This window comes from Bradyrhizobium sp. BRP20, from assembly GCF_020194215.1.
Classification (GTDB): domain Bacteria; phylum Pseudomonadota; class Alphaproteobacteria; order Rhizobiales; family Xanthobacteraceae; genus Bradyrhizobium; species Bradyrhizobium yuanmingense.
Genome location: NZ_JADYVY010000001.1, coordinates 602,206 through 616,916, shown reverse-complemented (window position 1 = coordinate 616,916; position 14,711 = coordinate 602,206). Strand labels below are relative to the sequence as shown.

General features: G+C 64.5%; 15 protein-coding genes. 9 read left to right on the top strand and 6 right to left on the bottom strand.

Annotated elements, in window-relative coordinates; translation table 11 throughout:
- Window positions 1–56: 56 nt before the first annotated feature.
- Window positions 57–665 (bottom strand): pyridoxamine 5'-phosphate oxidase family protein, encoded by a 609-nt coding sequence (locus I6F33_RS02960; protein WP_225141026.1) that lies wholly within the window; start codon window positions 663–665, stop codon window positions 57–59.
- Window positions 666–786: 121 nt separating this feature from the next.
- Here I6F33_RS02960 and I6F33_RS02955 point away from each other — a divergent pair, with 121 nt between their 5' ends.
- Window positions 787–1,671: a LysR family transcriptional regulator gene (locus I6F33_RS02955; protein ID WP_225141304.1), complete on the top strand. Its 885-nt coding sequence runs from the start codon at window positions 787–789 to the stop codon at window positions 1,669–1,671.
- A 55-nt stretch (window positions 1,672–1,726) separates the two neighbouring features.
- On the opposite strand, the gene I6F33_RS02950 is transcribed toward I6F33_RS02955, so the two are convergent.
- Window positions 1,727–2,146: a PaaI family thioesterase gene (locus tag I6F33_RS02950; protein WP_035997915.1), complete on the bottom strand. Its 420-nt coding sequence runs from the start codon at window positions 2,144–2,146 to the stop codon at window positions 1,727–1,729.
- A 415-nt stretch (window positions 2,147–2,561) separates the two neighbouring features.
- Here I6F33_RS02950 and I6F33_RS02945 point away from each other — a divergent pair, with 415 nt between their 5' ends.
- The 4 genes from I6F33_RS02945 (at window position 2,562) to I6F33_RS02930 (ending at window position 6,355) form a co-directional block, all read left to right on the top strand.
- Complete coding sequence (locus tag I6F33_RS02945; protein ID WP_225141024.1) at window positions 2,562–3,578, top strand: TRAP transporter substrate-binding protein; 1,017 nt, start codon at window positions 2,562–2,564, stop codon at window positions 3,576–3,578.
- A gap of 280 nt (window positions 3,579–3,858) precedes the next feature.
- Window positions 3,859–4,368, top strand: coding sequence for a TRAP transporter small permease (locus I6F33_RS02940; protein ID WP_036021501.1), 510 nt, complete (start codon window positions 3,859–3,861; stop codon window positions 4,366–4,368).
- Window positions 4,369–4,370: 2 nt separating this feature from the next.
- The gene (locus I6F33_RS02935; protein WP_035997903.1) at window positions 4,371–5,690 is read left to right on the top strand and encodes a TRAP transporter large permease; all 1,320 of its coding nucleotides are present in this window, start codon (window positions 4,371–4,373) and stop codon (window positions 5,688–5,690) included.
- A 203-nt stretch (window positions 5,691–5,893) separates the two neighbouring features.
- Window positions 5,894–6,355 (top strand): DUF3237 domain-containing protein, encoded by a 462-nt coding sequence (locus tag I6F33_RS02930; RefSeq protein ID WP_035997901.1) that lies wholly within the window; start codon window positions 5,894–5,896, stop codon window positions 6,353–6,355.
- 83 nt (window positions 6,356–6,438) lie between these two features.
- Here the strand turns inward: I6F33_RS02930 and I6F33_RS02925 are convergent, their stop codons facing one another.
- From I6F33_RS02925 to I6F33_RS02915, 3 genes are all read right to left on the bottom strand, one after another.
- Window positions 6,439–6,645 carry a hypothetical protein gene (locus I6F33_RS02925; RefSeq protein ID WP_025033895.1) on the bottom strand — a complete coding sequence of 69 codons (207 nt, stop codon included), beginning with the start codon at window positions 6,643–6,645 and terminating at the stop codon, window positions 6,439–6,441.
- 119 nt (window positions 6,646–6,764) lie between these two features.
- Window positions 6,765–7,040 (bottom strand): YiaA/YiaB family inner membrane protein, encoded by a 276-nt coding sequence (locus I6F33_RS02920; protein ID WP_035997898.1) that lies wholly within the window; start codon window positions 7,038–7,040, stop codon window positions 6,765–6,767.
- 52 nt (window positions 7,041–7,092) lie between these two features.
- A complete protein-coding gene (locus I6F33_RS02915) occupies window positions 7,093–7,788 on the bottom strand; it encodes a PspA/IM30 family protein (RefSeq protein ID WP_225141021.1) in 696 nt (231 codons plus the stop codon).
- Window positions 7,789–7,891: 103 nt separating this feature from the next.
- Between I6F33_RS02915 and I6F33_RS02910 the strand changes: the two genes are divergently transcribed.
- The 4 genes from I6F33_RS02910 (at window position 7,892) to I6F33_RS02895 (ending at window position 13,188) form a co-directional block, all read left to right on the top strand.
- Window positions 7,892–8,521, top strand: a complete 630-nt coding sequence (locus tag I6F33_RS02910) for a TetR/AcrR family transcriptional regulator (RefSeq protein ID WP_074447688.1) — start codon at window positions 7,892–7,894, stop codon at window positions 8,519–8,521.
- Window positions 8,522–8,591: 70 nt separating this feature from the next.
- The gene (gene hydA / locus I6F33_RS02905) at window positions 8,592–10,046 is read left to right on the top strand and encodes a dihydropyrimidinase (protein ID WP_225141019.1); all 1,455 of its coding nucleotides are present in this window, start codon (window positions 8,592–8,594) and stop codon (window positions 10,044–10,046) included.
- Window positions 10,047–10,166: 120 nt separating this feature from the next.
- Window positions 10,167–11,438 (top strand): DUF892 family protein, encoded by a 1,272-nt coding sequence (locus tag I6F33_RS02900; RefSeq protein WP_225141017.1) that lies wholly within the window; start codon window positions 10,167–10,169, stop codon window positions 11,436–11,438.
- 127 nt (window positions 11,439–11,565) lie between these two features.
- A complete protein-coding gene (locus I6F33_RS02895) occupies window positions 11,566–13,188 on the top strand; it encodes an ABC transporter substrate-binding protein (protein WP_225141015.1) in 1,623 nt (540 codons plus the stop codon).
- On the opposite strand, the gene I6F33_RS02890 is transcribed toward I6F33_RS02895, so the two are convergent.
- Complete coding sequence (locus I6F33_RS02890; RefSeq protein ID WP_225141013.1) at window positions 13,185–14,528, bottom strand: glycoside hydrolase family 3 N-terminal domain-containing protein; 1,344 nt, start codon at window positions 14,526–14,528, stop codon at window positions 13,185–13,187. The genes I6F33_RS02895 and I6F33_RS02890 overlap by 4 nt on opposite strands.
- Between the last annotated feature and the right edge of the window lie 183 nt (window positions 14,529–14,711).

Sequence of the window (14,711 nt, the reverse complement as noted above, 5' to 3'; positions counted from 1 at the left end):
GGAGAGGGTGCACCGCGCAGCCTGCTTCAGCTTTCGTTAGAGGCTAAGCTCGCCGCCTACCCCTTCAGCGCCGCAACCTCCGCTTCCAGCTCTGCGATCCGCTGATCCCTCGCGGCGAGCGCGGCCGCGACATCGGCTGCATCAAACTTCTGCGGGATGTGCTGCGGGCAGTTGGTGTCCCAGGCTGCGATCTTGAAGAGGATCACCTGCTCGGGCCGGGCGCGGTAGTCTTTCGGCATCAATGACGTGGTCAGGGCTTCGTCGTTCTCGACCACGCGCGCCTCGCCCCAGATCTTCACCCGGCGGCGGTGGGCGTAGTCCATCACGAAGATGTAGGCCTTGGGATTCTCCGAGAGATTTCCTTGCGTGATGAACTGCTGGTTGCCGGCGTAGTCGGCGAAGGCGAGCGTCTGCTTGTCCAGCACCTTGAGAAAGCCCTTCGGGCCGCCGCGGTGCTGGATGTAGGGCTGGCCGTCGGCTGAAGCCGTGGCGAAATAGAAGCTGTTGGCGTCGGCCAGGAACGCGGCGAGATTGTCGTCGACCTCGGTGCGCCAGCCGCGCTGCTCGCTGCGCGCATAGGCCTCGCGCGAGCCCTTGCGCGCCTGGATCGTCTTCACCGCCGGCGAAAAGGCCACGTCGCTGGCATAGGTGTGAACTGCCGTCATCGGAACATCTCCTGAAATTCCGGCGCATTGCTGCGTCTTCCGCGCCTAATCTGGACCTTTCGGCGTCTAAAACAATTGAGCAGCTTGACACTTCATCATTGCGATTTATGCAATAATGTCCATGGACCGCCTGGAAGCCATGCACGTCTTCGTCACGGTCGCCGACCTGCGCGGCTTCGCGCCGGCCGCGCGCAAACTGCGGCTGTCGCCGTCGGCGGTGACGCGGACGATCGCGGCGCTGGAGGAGCATCTCGGCGCGCGGCTGCTGCAGCGGACCACGCGGCAGGTGGCGCTGACCGACGTCGGCACGCGCTACCTGGAGCGCGCGCGGCGCATCCTCGCCGACGTTGAGGAGGCTGACGGCTCGGCGCGGGAGGAGCGCAATCGGCCGAGCGGGCGTCTCGTCGTGTCCGCGCCGGTCGGCTTCGGCCGGCTGCATGTCGGGCCTCTCATGACCGCCTATCTCAAGCGCTATCCCGAGGTCGCCGCCGAACTCAGGCTGTCCGACCATCTCGTCAACCTCGTCGAGGACGCCGTCGATGCCGCGGTGCGGATCGGCCATCTCGCTGATTCCTCGCTTGTGGCGCGCCAGGTCGGCGAGATGCGGCGGATCGTGGTGGCCGCGCCCGGTTATCTCAAGCGCAACGGCGAGCCGAAGACGCCGGAAGCGCTCGCCACGCACCAGACCATCCAGTTCGGCCCCTGGTCCGAATGGCGCTTCCTGCGCGACGGCCGCGATATCGGGCTGCCGCTGTCGCCTCGCTTCATCAGCAACAGCGCCGACGCCGCCCTGCAATATGCCGAGGCCGGCGGCGGCGTGACGCGGGTGCTGGCCTATCAGGCCGCCGAGGGCCTGAAGCGCGGGCGCCTGAAGATCGTGCTGGCGCAATACGAGCAGCCGGCGTTGCCGATCCACATCGTCTACCCGACCTCGCGCCTGCTCTCGGCCAAGGTGCGCGCGTTCGTCGACCTCGTGGTGGAGACGGCGGAGTGGAGGTTTGGGTGATCTTTTCCGTCATGGCCGGGCTTGACCCGGGCATGACGACGGAGAGAGTTGGGCCTCACCCCTTCTTCGGCACTACCCGAAACGTGCCGCTGGCCCGCGCGATCACGGCGTCGTCCGCCTTCACCAGGCACTGCGCGAAGCAGATCGTGTTCCCGGTCTTGATCGCCTCGCCCTCGACCGCCAGCCATTGGCCGATCTCGGCGGCGCCGACATAGTCGACCGACAGCGAGATGGTGACGAATGACGTGGTCCAGCCCGTCGCCTGGGCGCAGCTGTAGCCCATGGCGGCGTCAGCGAGCGCCGCGATCAGCCCGCCATGGATCAATCCGCGGGCGTTGGTGTGCGGCGTCGCCAGGCGCAGTCCGACGGTGACGCCCTTATCGGTCTTCTTCGAATAGAGCGGCTCCCAGGGATCGGTCAGCGGCGCTTTGCGGAAATGTGGCTCGTAGCCGGCGGGGATGTCGGTGCGGGTCATGGCGGTCTCGCTTCATTGCCTCGGCTGCATTGGAAGCGAATGACGCGAGGAATGCATCACCTACAAAGCTTTAAACGGAATTTGTGCAGATGTTTGAAACGAGCCCCGCCATCGCCGCAACGGCCCGACGATTGCGACCTTTGTCCGCAATACATGCTGCTTCCGATCCTGTTAGGCTTTGGCCGCAGCCTGCTTGTGGCAAAGGCTCGCAGGCGATAATTATACCATATAACGTTTGCGCAAAGGGAGAGCGGTGGTCGCCCGAGCAGCGACAAATCCATGCAACATGACTGACGTAGATGGCGCGACACGGCGGGCCTCAGTTCCGGCTTGAACGCGCCGGCGAATTAGATAACATGTTAATTAACGAGACCGGGCCAACGAAGCCCGCCGTCGCAAAAGGGAGAGACGCGTGATGAGGAAAGCCTGTCTGGCCTTGCTGCTGGCAGCAAGCGTGAGCCCCGCGCTCGCGCAGGACAAGACATTTGACTTGAAGGTCTCGCACTGGGTGCCGGCATCGCATCCGCTGCAGAAATCGCTGGAAGACTGGGTGGCTGCGGTGAACAAGGATTCCGGCGGCACCATTACCGGCAAGGTGTTTCCGGCCCAGCAGCTCGGCAAGGCCTTCGACCATTACGACATGGCGCGCGACGGCATCGCCGACGTCACCTATGTCAATCCCGGCTACCAGCCCGGCCGCTTCCCGATCATCGGCGCCGGGGAATTGCCGTTCCTGATCTCGGATGCCAAGGGCGGCTCGATGGGGCTCGACGCGTGGTATCGCAAATTTGCCGAGAAGGAGATGAAGGACGTCAAATACTGCCTCGCCTTCGTCCACTCGCCCTCCTCGTTCCATTCCCGCACCAAGAAGATCGTCAACCCCGAGGACGTGAAGGGCATGAAGATCCGCCCGGCGCACGCTACCATGGCGAACTTCGTCACCTCGCTTGGCGGCACCAATGTGCAGTCCTCGGCGCCGGAAGTGCGCGACATCATCGAGCGCGGCGTCGCCGACGGCGTCACCTTCCCCTGGGGCTCACTGGTGCTGTTCGGCATCGACAAGGTGACCAAATACGACATGGAGGCGCCGCTCTACACCACGACCTTCGTGTTCGTGATCAACAAGGCCAAGTACAATGCGATGTCCGACAAGCAGAAGGCCGCGATCGACAAGAACTGCACGGTCGAGATGGCAGGCGCGGTCGGCGAGCATTGGGGCAAGTTCGAGGACGCCGGCATCGCCAAGGTAAAGGCGGAATCCAGCCATGAGGTCTACAAGCTGACGCCCGAGCAGATCGCCGCCTGGAAGAAGGCCGCCGAGCCGCTGGTCAAGACCTGGGGCGACGGCGCCAAGAAGGCCGGCGCCGAACCGGATGCGGCGCTCGCGGAGCTCAAGGCCTCGCTGAAGAAGTACAACGCGCTGGCGGAGTGACGCGGTGGCGAAGGAAACGCGGCGGCGGGATTGGTCCTGCCGCCGTTGCCTTGCAAGCTGAGAGCAGGTGAGGAGCGCACCGTGTCTCTTCCCCCTCTCCCCGCTTGCGGGGAGAGGGTTGGGGTGGGGGGGAGTCTCCGCAGGGACGGTGACAATCGGACGCGTGGATAGTCCCCCTCACCCGCCACGCTTCGCGTGTCGGCCTCTCCCCGCAAGCGGGGAGAGGCGAAGTGCCGCCGCCAGAGCCGAGAATGAGAATAGCAGTGCTTAGGAAACACCCATGAAGCGCTCCTGGATGGATCGCGTGATCGACTCGATCGAATGGATCGCGGCCGGCTTCGTCGGCATCGTCGCGCTCGACATCTTCCTGTCGGTGCTCTTGCGCAACACGCTGAACTATTCGATCCCCGACAGCTTCGACATCGGCCGAATGCTGCTCGGCATCCTCATTTTCTGGGGCATCGCGGCAACCTCCTATCGCGGCACCCACATCACCGTCGACCTGGTCTGGGGCAATGTCGGGCCGCGCCATCAGCGCTGGATCGACGTGTTCGCGACCCTGGTGCTGCTGTTCGTCGTCACCGTGCAGACCTGGACGCTGTTCGACAAGGTCCGGCTGACCTACAACGACAACGTTCAGACCTTCGACCTGCACATGCCGACATGGCCGTTCTTCCTCGTCGCGTGGATCGGCGACGTCTGCGCCGTGCTGCTGATCGCGATCCGCACGTACCGGCTGATCTTCCACCCCGAAGACATGCATGAACCCAACATCAAGGTGACGGAGTAACCATGAGTACCGACGCCGTCGCCGTTATCGGCTTCGTCGCCCTGTTCGCCCTGATGCTGCTGCGCGTGCCGGTCGGCATGGCCATGGGCCTCGTCGGCGTGTGCGGCTTCAGCTATCTCGTGGGCTCGACACCGGCCCTGAAGATGGTCGGTCAGGTCACCATGCGCACCGTGACCGACTACACCTTCGGCGTCATCCCGATGTTCCTGCTGATGGGCTCCTTCGTCAGCAATTCCGGCATGAGCCGCGAGCTATTCCGCGCCGCCAACGGCTTCGTCGGACATTTGCGCGGCGGACTCGGCATTGCCACCGTTGGCGCCTGCGGCGGCTTTGCCGCGATCTGCGGCTCCTCGGTCGCGACCGCGGCGACCTTCTCCGCCGTCGCCTATCCCGAGATGCGGCGCTTCGGCTATCCGCAATCCTTCGCCACCGGCGTGATCGCGGCCGGCGGCACGCTGGGCGCGATGCTGCCGCCATCCACTGTTCTTGCGGTCTACGGCATCATCACCGAGCAGGACATCGGCAAGCTGTTCATCGCCGGCATCATCCCGGGCCTGCTCGCGATGACCATGTACATGATCACGATCTCCCTGATCGGCTATTTCCGCCCCGAGTTCCTGCCCAAGGGCAAGGTGACGCCGTGGCGCGAGCGCTTTGCCGGATTGAAGGAGATCTGGGCACCGGTGCTGCTGTTCATCTTCGTCATCGGCGGCCTCTACGGCCTGCCCTTCCTGCCGCGCTTCACGCCGACCGAGGCCGGCGGCGTCGGCGCGACCGGGGCCTTCATCATCGGCGTGCTGACCGGCCGGCTCGACCGCGAGAAGGTGCTGGCCTCGCTGCTGCAGGCGACGCGCACCGCGGCTGCGGTGTTCACCGTGCTGATCGGCGCGCTGATCTTCGGCTATTTCCTCACGGTGACGCAGACGCCGCAGAAGGTGACGGAATTCCTCACCGGGCTCGGCCTCGGCCCCTACGGCGTGCTGGCGCTGATCATGGTGATGTATCTCGTGCTCGGCTGCCTGATGGATGCCATGGCGATGATCATCCTGACCGTGCCGATCATCTTCCCGGTGATCATGCATCTGGGGTTCGATCCGATCTGGTTCGGCATCATCATCGTCGTGACCGTCGAGCTCGGCCTGATCACTCCGCCCGTGGGCATGAACGTCTTCGTCATAAAAAGCGTGGTGAAGGACGTCTCCTTCTCCACCATCTTCAAGGGCGTAAGCCCGTTCGTGGCAACGGACCTCGTGCGCCTCGTGATCCTGATCGCCTTCCCGCTGCTGGCAACCTGGCTGCCGACGCGGATGATGGCGCATTAGAGGTGACAAGATTGAATGCCGCACGGCGTGGCTGCTTCCCCTCTCCCCTTGTGGGAAAGGGTGGCTCGCCGCGATAGCGGCGAGACGGGTGAGGGATCTCTCTCCGCGAGCACGCTTGTGGAGATAGACCCCTCATCCGGCGCTTCGCGCCACCTTCTCCCACAAGGGGAGAAGGGAAGGCTCGTCGATGATTGGAGGCAGACATGACCACCCCGACCCTCGAAACAAGATACGTTTTCACCATCACCGCGCGGATCGGCGACGTCGTGACCGCGGGCGAGACCGGGATCGGCGTCCGCCGCATCATTCCGATCATCGGCGGCGAGGTGACGGGCGCGGTCAGCGGAAAGGTGCTCCCCTTCGGCGCCGACTTCCAGACCATCCGGCCCAACGAGTTGATCGATCTCGAAGCGAAATACGCCTTCGAGACCGACGACGGTGCGACCGTCTACGTCGAGAACAAGGGTATGCGCTTCGGTCCGGTCGAGCTGTTGCACAAGCTCAAGCGCGGCGAGCCGGTCGATCCGAAGCTGATCTATTTCCGCACCGTGCCGAAGTTCGAGACCGGGCACGAGACGTACCGCTGGCTGATGGAGCACATCTTCGTGGCGTCAGCGGCGCGCCATGCGGATCGCGTCGTGATCGACGTGCATCAGGTGATGTGAGGGAGAGGCCGTAGGGCCTCTAGCCGGATCGCGCCGGACGATGCTGCGCATCGCCGGGGGCGACCCGGATGAGGTGAAGACGCCTACAACGTCTCTTGCTTATGCCCGCAGTTCTTGCAGGCGAACTTGACGCGGGTCTGGCCCTTCTCCGCCTGCACCCGGTTCGGCGCTCCGCACTTGCCGCAGACAGCCTCGATGCGGGTCGTGCCCTGCTTGACCACGATGGTCTTCTTTTCCATCGATTCGCGGATCAGGCGCTCGGCCTCCTCGCGCAGGGATTGTTTCGACAAAGCTCGTCTCCGCCTCTGGAAAGCGCGAGAGCCATATCGCACCTGCACGCGAAGCACAATGCACCCTGCCTGCCGCGCGCGCCCCTGTCGCCCCAGAGCGCGCGCTGCGACCGTTCGCCTTACGCCGCCTTGGAGACCTCCATCAGCAGCCGCTCGGCCTTGGCATCCTCGATGCGGTTCACGAGGCGGCTGCTCTCATGATTGTCGCGCACGGTCTTGGTCAGGGTGACGCAGGTCTGGATCATCATCACGATGCCCATGGTGAGATAACCCTTCATCCAGAGGTCGATCGGCAGGAAGAAGATGCCGATGGCGACGAGGAAGGCGGAAGCTGCGAAGGACGCGTAGGTGAAGCTCACCCAGGCGCCGCTGTGGGGCTGGCCATTCTGGTTCATGATGGTCTCCTGTCGATTGGAATGATGATTGCGTTCGGATTGGAACTTGAGATCAGGCCGCCGGCATGCGCCTGGACTTCAAGCGCGCCAGCACATCGTCGGCGGTCGTCTTGAGCCGCGGGCCGAAGCCCTGCTCGGCGAGTCGTTCGGCGGTGGCGAGCGGGCCGGTGGCCGCGTCGAGCTCGACCAGGGCATCGTCGGCCGCCTGAGCCTCCATCTGCCGCTCGCGCAGACGCCTCAGCGTCCCCTCCGCCTCCGGCAATGTCGATTCATAGGGGCGCGCGGCCTCGATGCCGCTGCGGCGAAGCGAGCGCACCGCTTCCGAGGCGCGGGCGATCCGGCGACCGCGATCGAGCTCGGTGATGCGGGCCTGCGCGTTGGCGACGTGGCGCTTCAGCCTGATGATCTCGGTCGCGAACAGCGCGCGCGCCGTCATGGCCGCATCGCGATCGGCCTCCAGCGCCGCAATGGCTTCGGCGGCCTCCTTGGCGAGGTCCTCGCGGCCGCCATCCAGCGCCGCAACGGCACGGGTCTCGAGATCGGCGATGCGCGCATTCGTTGCCTCGAGCTTGCGGCCTTCCTGCTGGTCCTGCGCGATCGCCAGCGCCAGCGTGCGCTTGCTGCGCTCGACGGCTGCGGCTGCATCGCGCATCTGCTGATCCAGGATCAGAAGGGCGGTGCGATCTTCCAGTCCCTCGCCCGCAGCGGCGACGCTGCCGCGGAAGAGGGTCACGACGGTCTTGAACATTGGTTGCTCCCTGTCTATGAGCGTTGCTCACAGATGGTTTGTAGCAGGAACCTTGAACATCGTTCAATATTATTTTGAGCGACGCTCAAGAATTTGGTTAAGAATGACTAAGGCCCTGGAACGGCGAGAGAAATTGCGTGCGGCCCTGATCCAGGCGGCCGAACAGATGATCGCCGAGCGGGGGCTGGCGGGTCTCAAGACCCGCGATTTGGCCCGCGAGATCGGCTGCGCCAATGGCGCGGTCTACAATCTCGTGGCTGATGTCGACGAACTGATCCTGCGGGTCGGCTCGCGCACGCTGCTCCGGCTCGACGAGACGCTGACTCTCGCAACAAATGCCGGCGAGCCATCGCCACGGGAATCCCTGGTCCGCATCGCCCTCGCCTATTGCGATTTCGCCGCCGAAAACCTCCAGCTCTGGCGCGCGCTGTTCGAGCACCGGATGGAGACGGGCAAGCTGGTGCCGGATTGGTCCGTGCACGACCAGATGCAGCTGTTCCGTCATATCTACCAGCCGCTGGCCGCACTGTTTCCTGGGCGCAGCCCGGAGGAACTCGGCATCACCGCACGCAGCCTGTTCTCGGCCGTGCATGGCATGGCGGCGCTCGGGCTGGAGCGGAAGCTGGTGGCCGTGCCGCTGCCGGCGCTGCGCAAGGAGATCACGGGCCTCGTGCGCGCGATGATCGACGGGCTGATCGCGCACGACGTGAAAGGAGCGGCGGCGGCTGACTAAAATTTCACCTGTCGCATCGCCAGTCGCGCGCTTAGCCTTCGAGCCGTCCCTTCACCTCTCGGAGCACCTCATGCCCCTCCTCATCCGCGGCGGCACCGTCGTCAATCACGATCATTCGCGCCGCGCGGACGTGCTGATCGACGGCGAGACCATCGTCGCGATCGGCGCAGCGCTCGATGCGCCGACAGGTAGCGAGGTCATCGATGCAGGCGGCGCCTACGTCATCCCGGGCGGGATCGATCCGCACACCCATCTCGAAATGCCGTTCATGGGCACCGTCACCGCCGACGACTTCGAATCCGGAACCAAGGCGGCGCTGAGCGGCGGCACCACGATGGTGGTGGATTTCTGCCTGCCCGATCCCGGCCAATCCATGCTCGCGGCATATCAGGAGTGGCGGCACAAATCCGAGAAGGCGGCCAGCGACTACGGCTTCCACATGGCGGTGACGTCATGGTCGAAGCAGATCCATGACGAGATGGAGATTGTGGTCAAAACCTACGGCATCAACACCTTCAAGCATTTCATGGCCTACAAGGGCGCGCTGATGGTGAACGACGACGAGCTCTACAATTCGTTCGCGCGCTGCGCCCATCTCGGCGCCATGCCGGTTGTCCATGCTGAGAACGGCGACGTCGTCGCCCTGATGCAGGACGCCCTGATCGCGCGCGGCGTCACGGGCCCGGAAGGCCACGCCTATTCACGGCCGCCGGAGGTCGAGGGCGAAGCCACCAACCGCGCCATCATGATCGCCGATATGACAGGCACGCCGGTCTATATCGTGCACACCAGCTGCCGCGAGGCGCATGAGGCCATCGCGCGGGCACGCGCCGCCGGCAAGCGCGTCTATGGCGAGCCGCTGATCCAGCATCTGCTGCTGGATGAGCGTGAATATCAGAACAAGGACTGGGATCATGCCGCACAGCGCGTGATGTCGCCGCCGTTCCGCGACAAACAGCATCAGGACAGCCTCTGGGCCGGCCTGCAAGCCGGCTCGCTCCAGGTGGTTGCGACCGATCATTGCGCCTTCACCACCGAGCAGAAGCGGTTCGGGCGCGGCGATTTCAGGAAGATCCCGAACGGCACCGGCGGCCTCGAAGATCGCCTGGCGCTGCTCTGGACCGCGGGCGTCGCCACGGGGCGGCTGACCAAAGAGGAATTCGTCGCGGTGACCTCGGCGAACATCGCCCGCATCCTCAACATCTATCCGCGCAAGGGCGCGGTCGTCATAGGCTCGGATGCCGACATCGTGGTGTGGGATCCCAAGCAGAGCAAGACCATCAGTGCCAAACGGCAGATGAGCCGGATCGATTACAACGTGTTCGAGGGCTTTGCCTGCACCGGCGGTGCGGCCGCGACCCTGTCGCGCGGCCGTATCGTCTGGACGGATGGCGACCTGCGCGCCGAGGCCGGCGATGGGCGATACGTCGAACGTCCCGCCTTCTCGCCGGTGCATGTGGCAAATTCGACCTGGAAGGAACTGACGGCCCCGCGCGCCGTCGCGCGCAGTGCGGTGACGCCGTAAGCCATCGCGCTCCCTGGCAGAGGTCCGGGGCAACGACAGCCTCGATCCTGGAGAGACTTAGGAACGAACGGCTGGAGGCCTCGTTGTCGCGTAGTTTCTCTCCAGCACGCGAGTCTCCCCATGTATCACCACGTCAAGAAGCTGATGTTCACCGTGCGCGTCGACGAACCCGATCCGCGCTTCGGCAATATGCTCCTCGAGCAGTTCGGCGGCGCCAACGGCGAACTTGCGGCTGCGATGCAATATTCGATTCAGGGACTGAATTGCGAGGATCCCGACCGCAAGGACCTCTTGATGGATATCGGCACCGAAGAGCTCAGCCATCTCGAGGTCGTCGGTTGCCTCGCCCGGATGCATCTTGCGCCCTCGCGGAATGACCGCCAGGCGGCGGAGGCCGATCCTCTGATCGCGATTGCCGGCGGAGGCGGCGTCAATCTGTTCAACTCGCAAGGCAATCCCTGGACCGCCGATTATCTCAAGATCACGGGCGAGCTCGACGTCGATCTCCGCAGCAACATCGCCGCCGAAGCGCGTGCCAAGATCGTCTACGAGCGCCTGATCAATTTTTGCGACGATGCCGGCAGCAAGGACGCGCTGCAATTCCTGATGACACGCGAGATCACGCATATGAAGGCGTTCGCGCGCGCACTCGAGAGCCTGTCGAAGCCGGCCTTCAGCATCGGCCGGATTGCCCCGACGCCCGGCCTCGTGAACCAGTACTTCAACGATTCCACCGGCAGCGGCGACCACGGCGAAATCGACACCCGCGGCCCGTGGAACGAGGGCGAGGACTGGGTGTTCACGGAATCGCCTGCGCTGCAATCCGCCGATCCCGGCGCTGCCACCCCGATCGTCACGGAGAGCTCGCCGCCTGTCGACGAGGCCGGCCTGACCGATCTGCTGCTCCATGAGCTGCGTGACATCCTCCATGCCGAGAAGCAGCTGACCAAGGCGCTCCCGAAGATGGCGCAGTCCGCCCGCTTCGACCAGTTGCGGGAACTGTTCGAGCAGCATCTGGCCGAGACCGAAAATCAGGTCGAGCGCATCAACGAGTGCTTCGAGCTGCTCGGCGAGAACGCGCGCGCCAAGCCTTGCAAGGGCATGATGGGCCTGATCGAGGAAGGCCAGGAGGTCATGAAGGAAAGCCAAGAGAAGGAGGATGCAGCCGCCGACCTCGCGCTGATCTCTGCGGCGCAACGCGTCGAGCATTACGAGATGTCCGGCTACACCACCGCGCGCAACCTGGCGCAGCAGCTGCGCCACAGCGCGATCGTCGCCCTGCTCTCCAAATCCCTTGCGGAAGAAGAGAATGCCGATCTCCTGCTCAACCAGATCGCGCGATCGCTGATGTCGGTGGCGAAGATGCCCGCCGCGCTGGAGCAGGCCGAGTAGTCCGCGCCGACGCGCAACACCTATCGATCCAAGCCGCCTCGCCTTGTCGCGGGGCGGCTTGGGGCTTCTTGGCTCTGGCATACAGCTTGCCTCTCGATGCCGGACAATTCCGGAACGGGAGGCACTCTTGAGCATTTCACCCCTCGATTTGAACCGCCGGAGCGTCATGCTCGGCGGCCTCGGTGTCGCCGGTACGGCAGCCTTTGCGCCGCGTCTTGCCTGGGCGCAGGGACGCAGCGAGACGTTGCTGGTGGTGCAGGAGCTGGGGCCGAATTCGCTGGACATGCAGGGCGTCGGCTCCAACCAGACCGTGAACGGCCTGTCCTGGAATTGCTACGACCGCCTGCTCACCTACGCCTCCAAGACACTGCCGGACGGCACGTTGTCGTATGACCGCGAGAAGCTCGCGCCCGAGCTCGCCGAGAGCTGGGAGGTCGCCGCCGACGGCATGTCCTGCACCTTCAAGCTTCGCAAGGACGCAAAATTCCACGACGGCACGCCTGTGACCGCCAAGGACGTCAAATGGTCGTTTGACCGCGCCGTGAAGGTCGGCGGCTTTCCGACCTTCCAGATGTCGGCGGGATCGCTGGAAAAGCCGGAGCAGTTCGTGGTGGTCGACGACCACACTTTCCGTATCGACTATGTCCGCAAGGACAAGATGCTGCTGTTCAACGTGGCCGTCGTCGTGCCCTTCATCATCAATTCCGAGCTCGCCAGGAAGAACGCGACGCCGGAAGACCCGTGGGCGCTGGCCTGGCTGAAGAACAACGAGGCCGGCGGCGGCGCCTACAAGATCGAGAGCTGGAAGCCAGGCAGCGAGACCGTGCTGACGCGCTTCGACGACTGGAAGAGCGGGCCGCTGCCGAAGGTCAAGCGCGTGATCGCGCGCGACGTTCCCTCCGCCGGCACGCGGCGTGCCATGCTGGAGCGGGGCGATGCGGATATTTCCAGCGGCTTTGCCCCGCGCGATTTCGAGCAGATCATCAAGGAGGGCAAGGTCAAGGTCTCGGGCGTGCCGATCCCGAACGCGCTGTGGTACGTCGCGCTGAACACCGCCAAGCCGCCGTTCGACAATGTCAAGCTGCGCCAGGCCATCGCCTGGGCCATGCCGTACGAGCAGATTCAGACCAGCGCCTTCTTCGGCCGCGCCGTTCCCATGTATGGCGGCACCGCCGAAGTCTCAAAGCCGGTGTGGCCGCAACCGTTTCCTTACGTCACCGATCTCGACAAGGCCAAGGCTCTGCTGAAGGAAGCGGGCTTCGAAGCCGGCCTGGAGACGACGCTGTCGCTGGACACAGGCACCGCCACCGTCGGCGAGCCGACCGCGATCCTGATCCAGGAGAATCTCGCCAAGATCGGCATCAAGGCGGCAATCGAAAAGATTCCCGGCGCGAACTGGCGCACGACGCTGAACAAGAAGGAGCTGCCGCTCGCGCTCAACCGCTTCAGCGGCTGGCTCGATTATCCCGAATATTACTTCTACTGGAATTTCCACGGCAACAACTCGATCTTCAACATCTCCTCATACAAGAACAAGGAGATGGACGCCCTGATCGACAAGGCGCGCTTCACCACCGATGCCGCCGAATACGACAGGACGGTGAAGGATTTCATCGCGCTCTGTATGCGCGACGTCCCCGTGGTTCCGCTCAACCAGCCGATCCACGACGTTGCCATGCAAAAGGGCATCTCCGGCTACGAATTCTGGTTTCACCGTGAACCGGACTACCGCCAGTTCGCGAAGGGCTAGTTCTGCCGGGCGACGCTGATGGCGCGTGAGGCAGCTCGTGCCTGCATGGTCGAAAAGCCGCGCTCCAGGCGCGCGCTGCTCGCATGCAGCATCGCCGCGTCGAGCCTGCCCTGTCGCGATCCTTCCAGGGCGCAGGTAAAGACACGGTAGAACTGCGCGCCGTCATAGGCGACCAGCAGCAGATCGACGCCGGCATTGATCGCCTCGACCACGGCCTTGCAGACGTCGTTCTGGTAGATCGCGCCCATGATGAGGTCGTCGGTCATCACCACGCCCTGGTAACCCCACGTCCCACGAATGATCCCATCGACGACGCGCTTCGAATGCGAGGCGGCGCGATCGGGATCGACGGCTGTGAGCGTGACGTGGCCGACCATGAGGGCGCTGCGCGAATGCGACAGCACCTCGCGGAACGGGAGCCAGTCGGTTGCCTCCAGCTCCTTCACCGGCGTGTCGAGATTGGCGCTGAAGTGATGCGTGTCGGCGCGCACGCGGCCAATGCCGGGAAAATGCTTGAGCGTGGCGCCGACGCCCGTCTCTTCCAGCCCGCGCACATAGGCGCTCGCGATGGTGCTGACGACGGCGGGATCGCTCGCAATCGCGCGCTGGCCGATCAGCGTGTGGAAATCGAGGCGGTTGCGCCGCGCCGGCGGCTTGAGGTCGAGCACCGGCGCGAGATTGAGGTTGACGCCGACGTGGGCGAGCTCGCGGCCGTGGATGCGGCCGAACTCCTCGGCCTTGGCCTGCTGCTCATCGGAAGCCAGTCCCGTGAGCGTCGCCAGCGCCGGCACTTTCGTCAGCGGCGGCGCAAGATGCCCGACGATGCCGCCCTCCTGATCGGCGGCGACGATCAGTGGCGGCAGGCCGGCTGCGCGCCTGAGATCCTGCAGCGCCGCGATCTCGGCCCGCAACGTTTCGATGGCGCGGCCGCGGATGTTGTGCCGGGTGACATAGACGCCGCCGATCAGGCCCTGCCTGGCGAGACGCGCGACCTCGGGAAAGGAGGAATAGCCGACCATGAAGTGCGGCCCGAGCTGCCGCGCTTCGGCGGCGCCGGCGCCGAGAACGTCATGCTTGCGCAGCTCGAACTTCAGATGCGCGGCGGACATCAAGACAGGCGGCACGCACCAGAGCACGACGAGCGCCTTGCCGGCGAAGGTGCGCCAGTGACCTCCGCGCAGCAGAAGAGCGACGATTGCGATGCTTGCGACGACAAGGGAAATGTTTCCGGCGCCACGCAGCACGAGCAGATAGGGATCGTTCTTGTTCGCGGCGACAAATGCAGCGAGCGGCGCGGCGAGCCAGAGCAGGGCGAGACCGATGCGGTTGAGCAATTGCATGATGCACCAGGTGCGATGGGCGATGAATGTTTCGCACCTAGCAAGGCGAATCGCGCCGCGCGAGAGGCAAAAGCGCGCCTGCACGAAAACTGCAAAAGACTCCTGAAACCGTGCAGACGATGGCCGCGGCTTCTGCGCAAGCACCGTTCAGAGTTCGTGATGCCACCATTCACGGAGACTTTC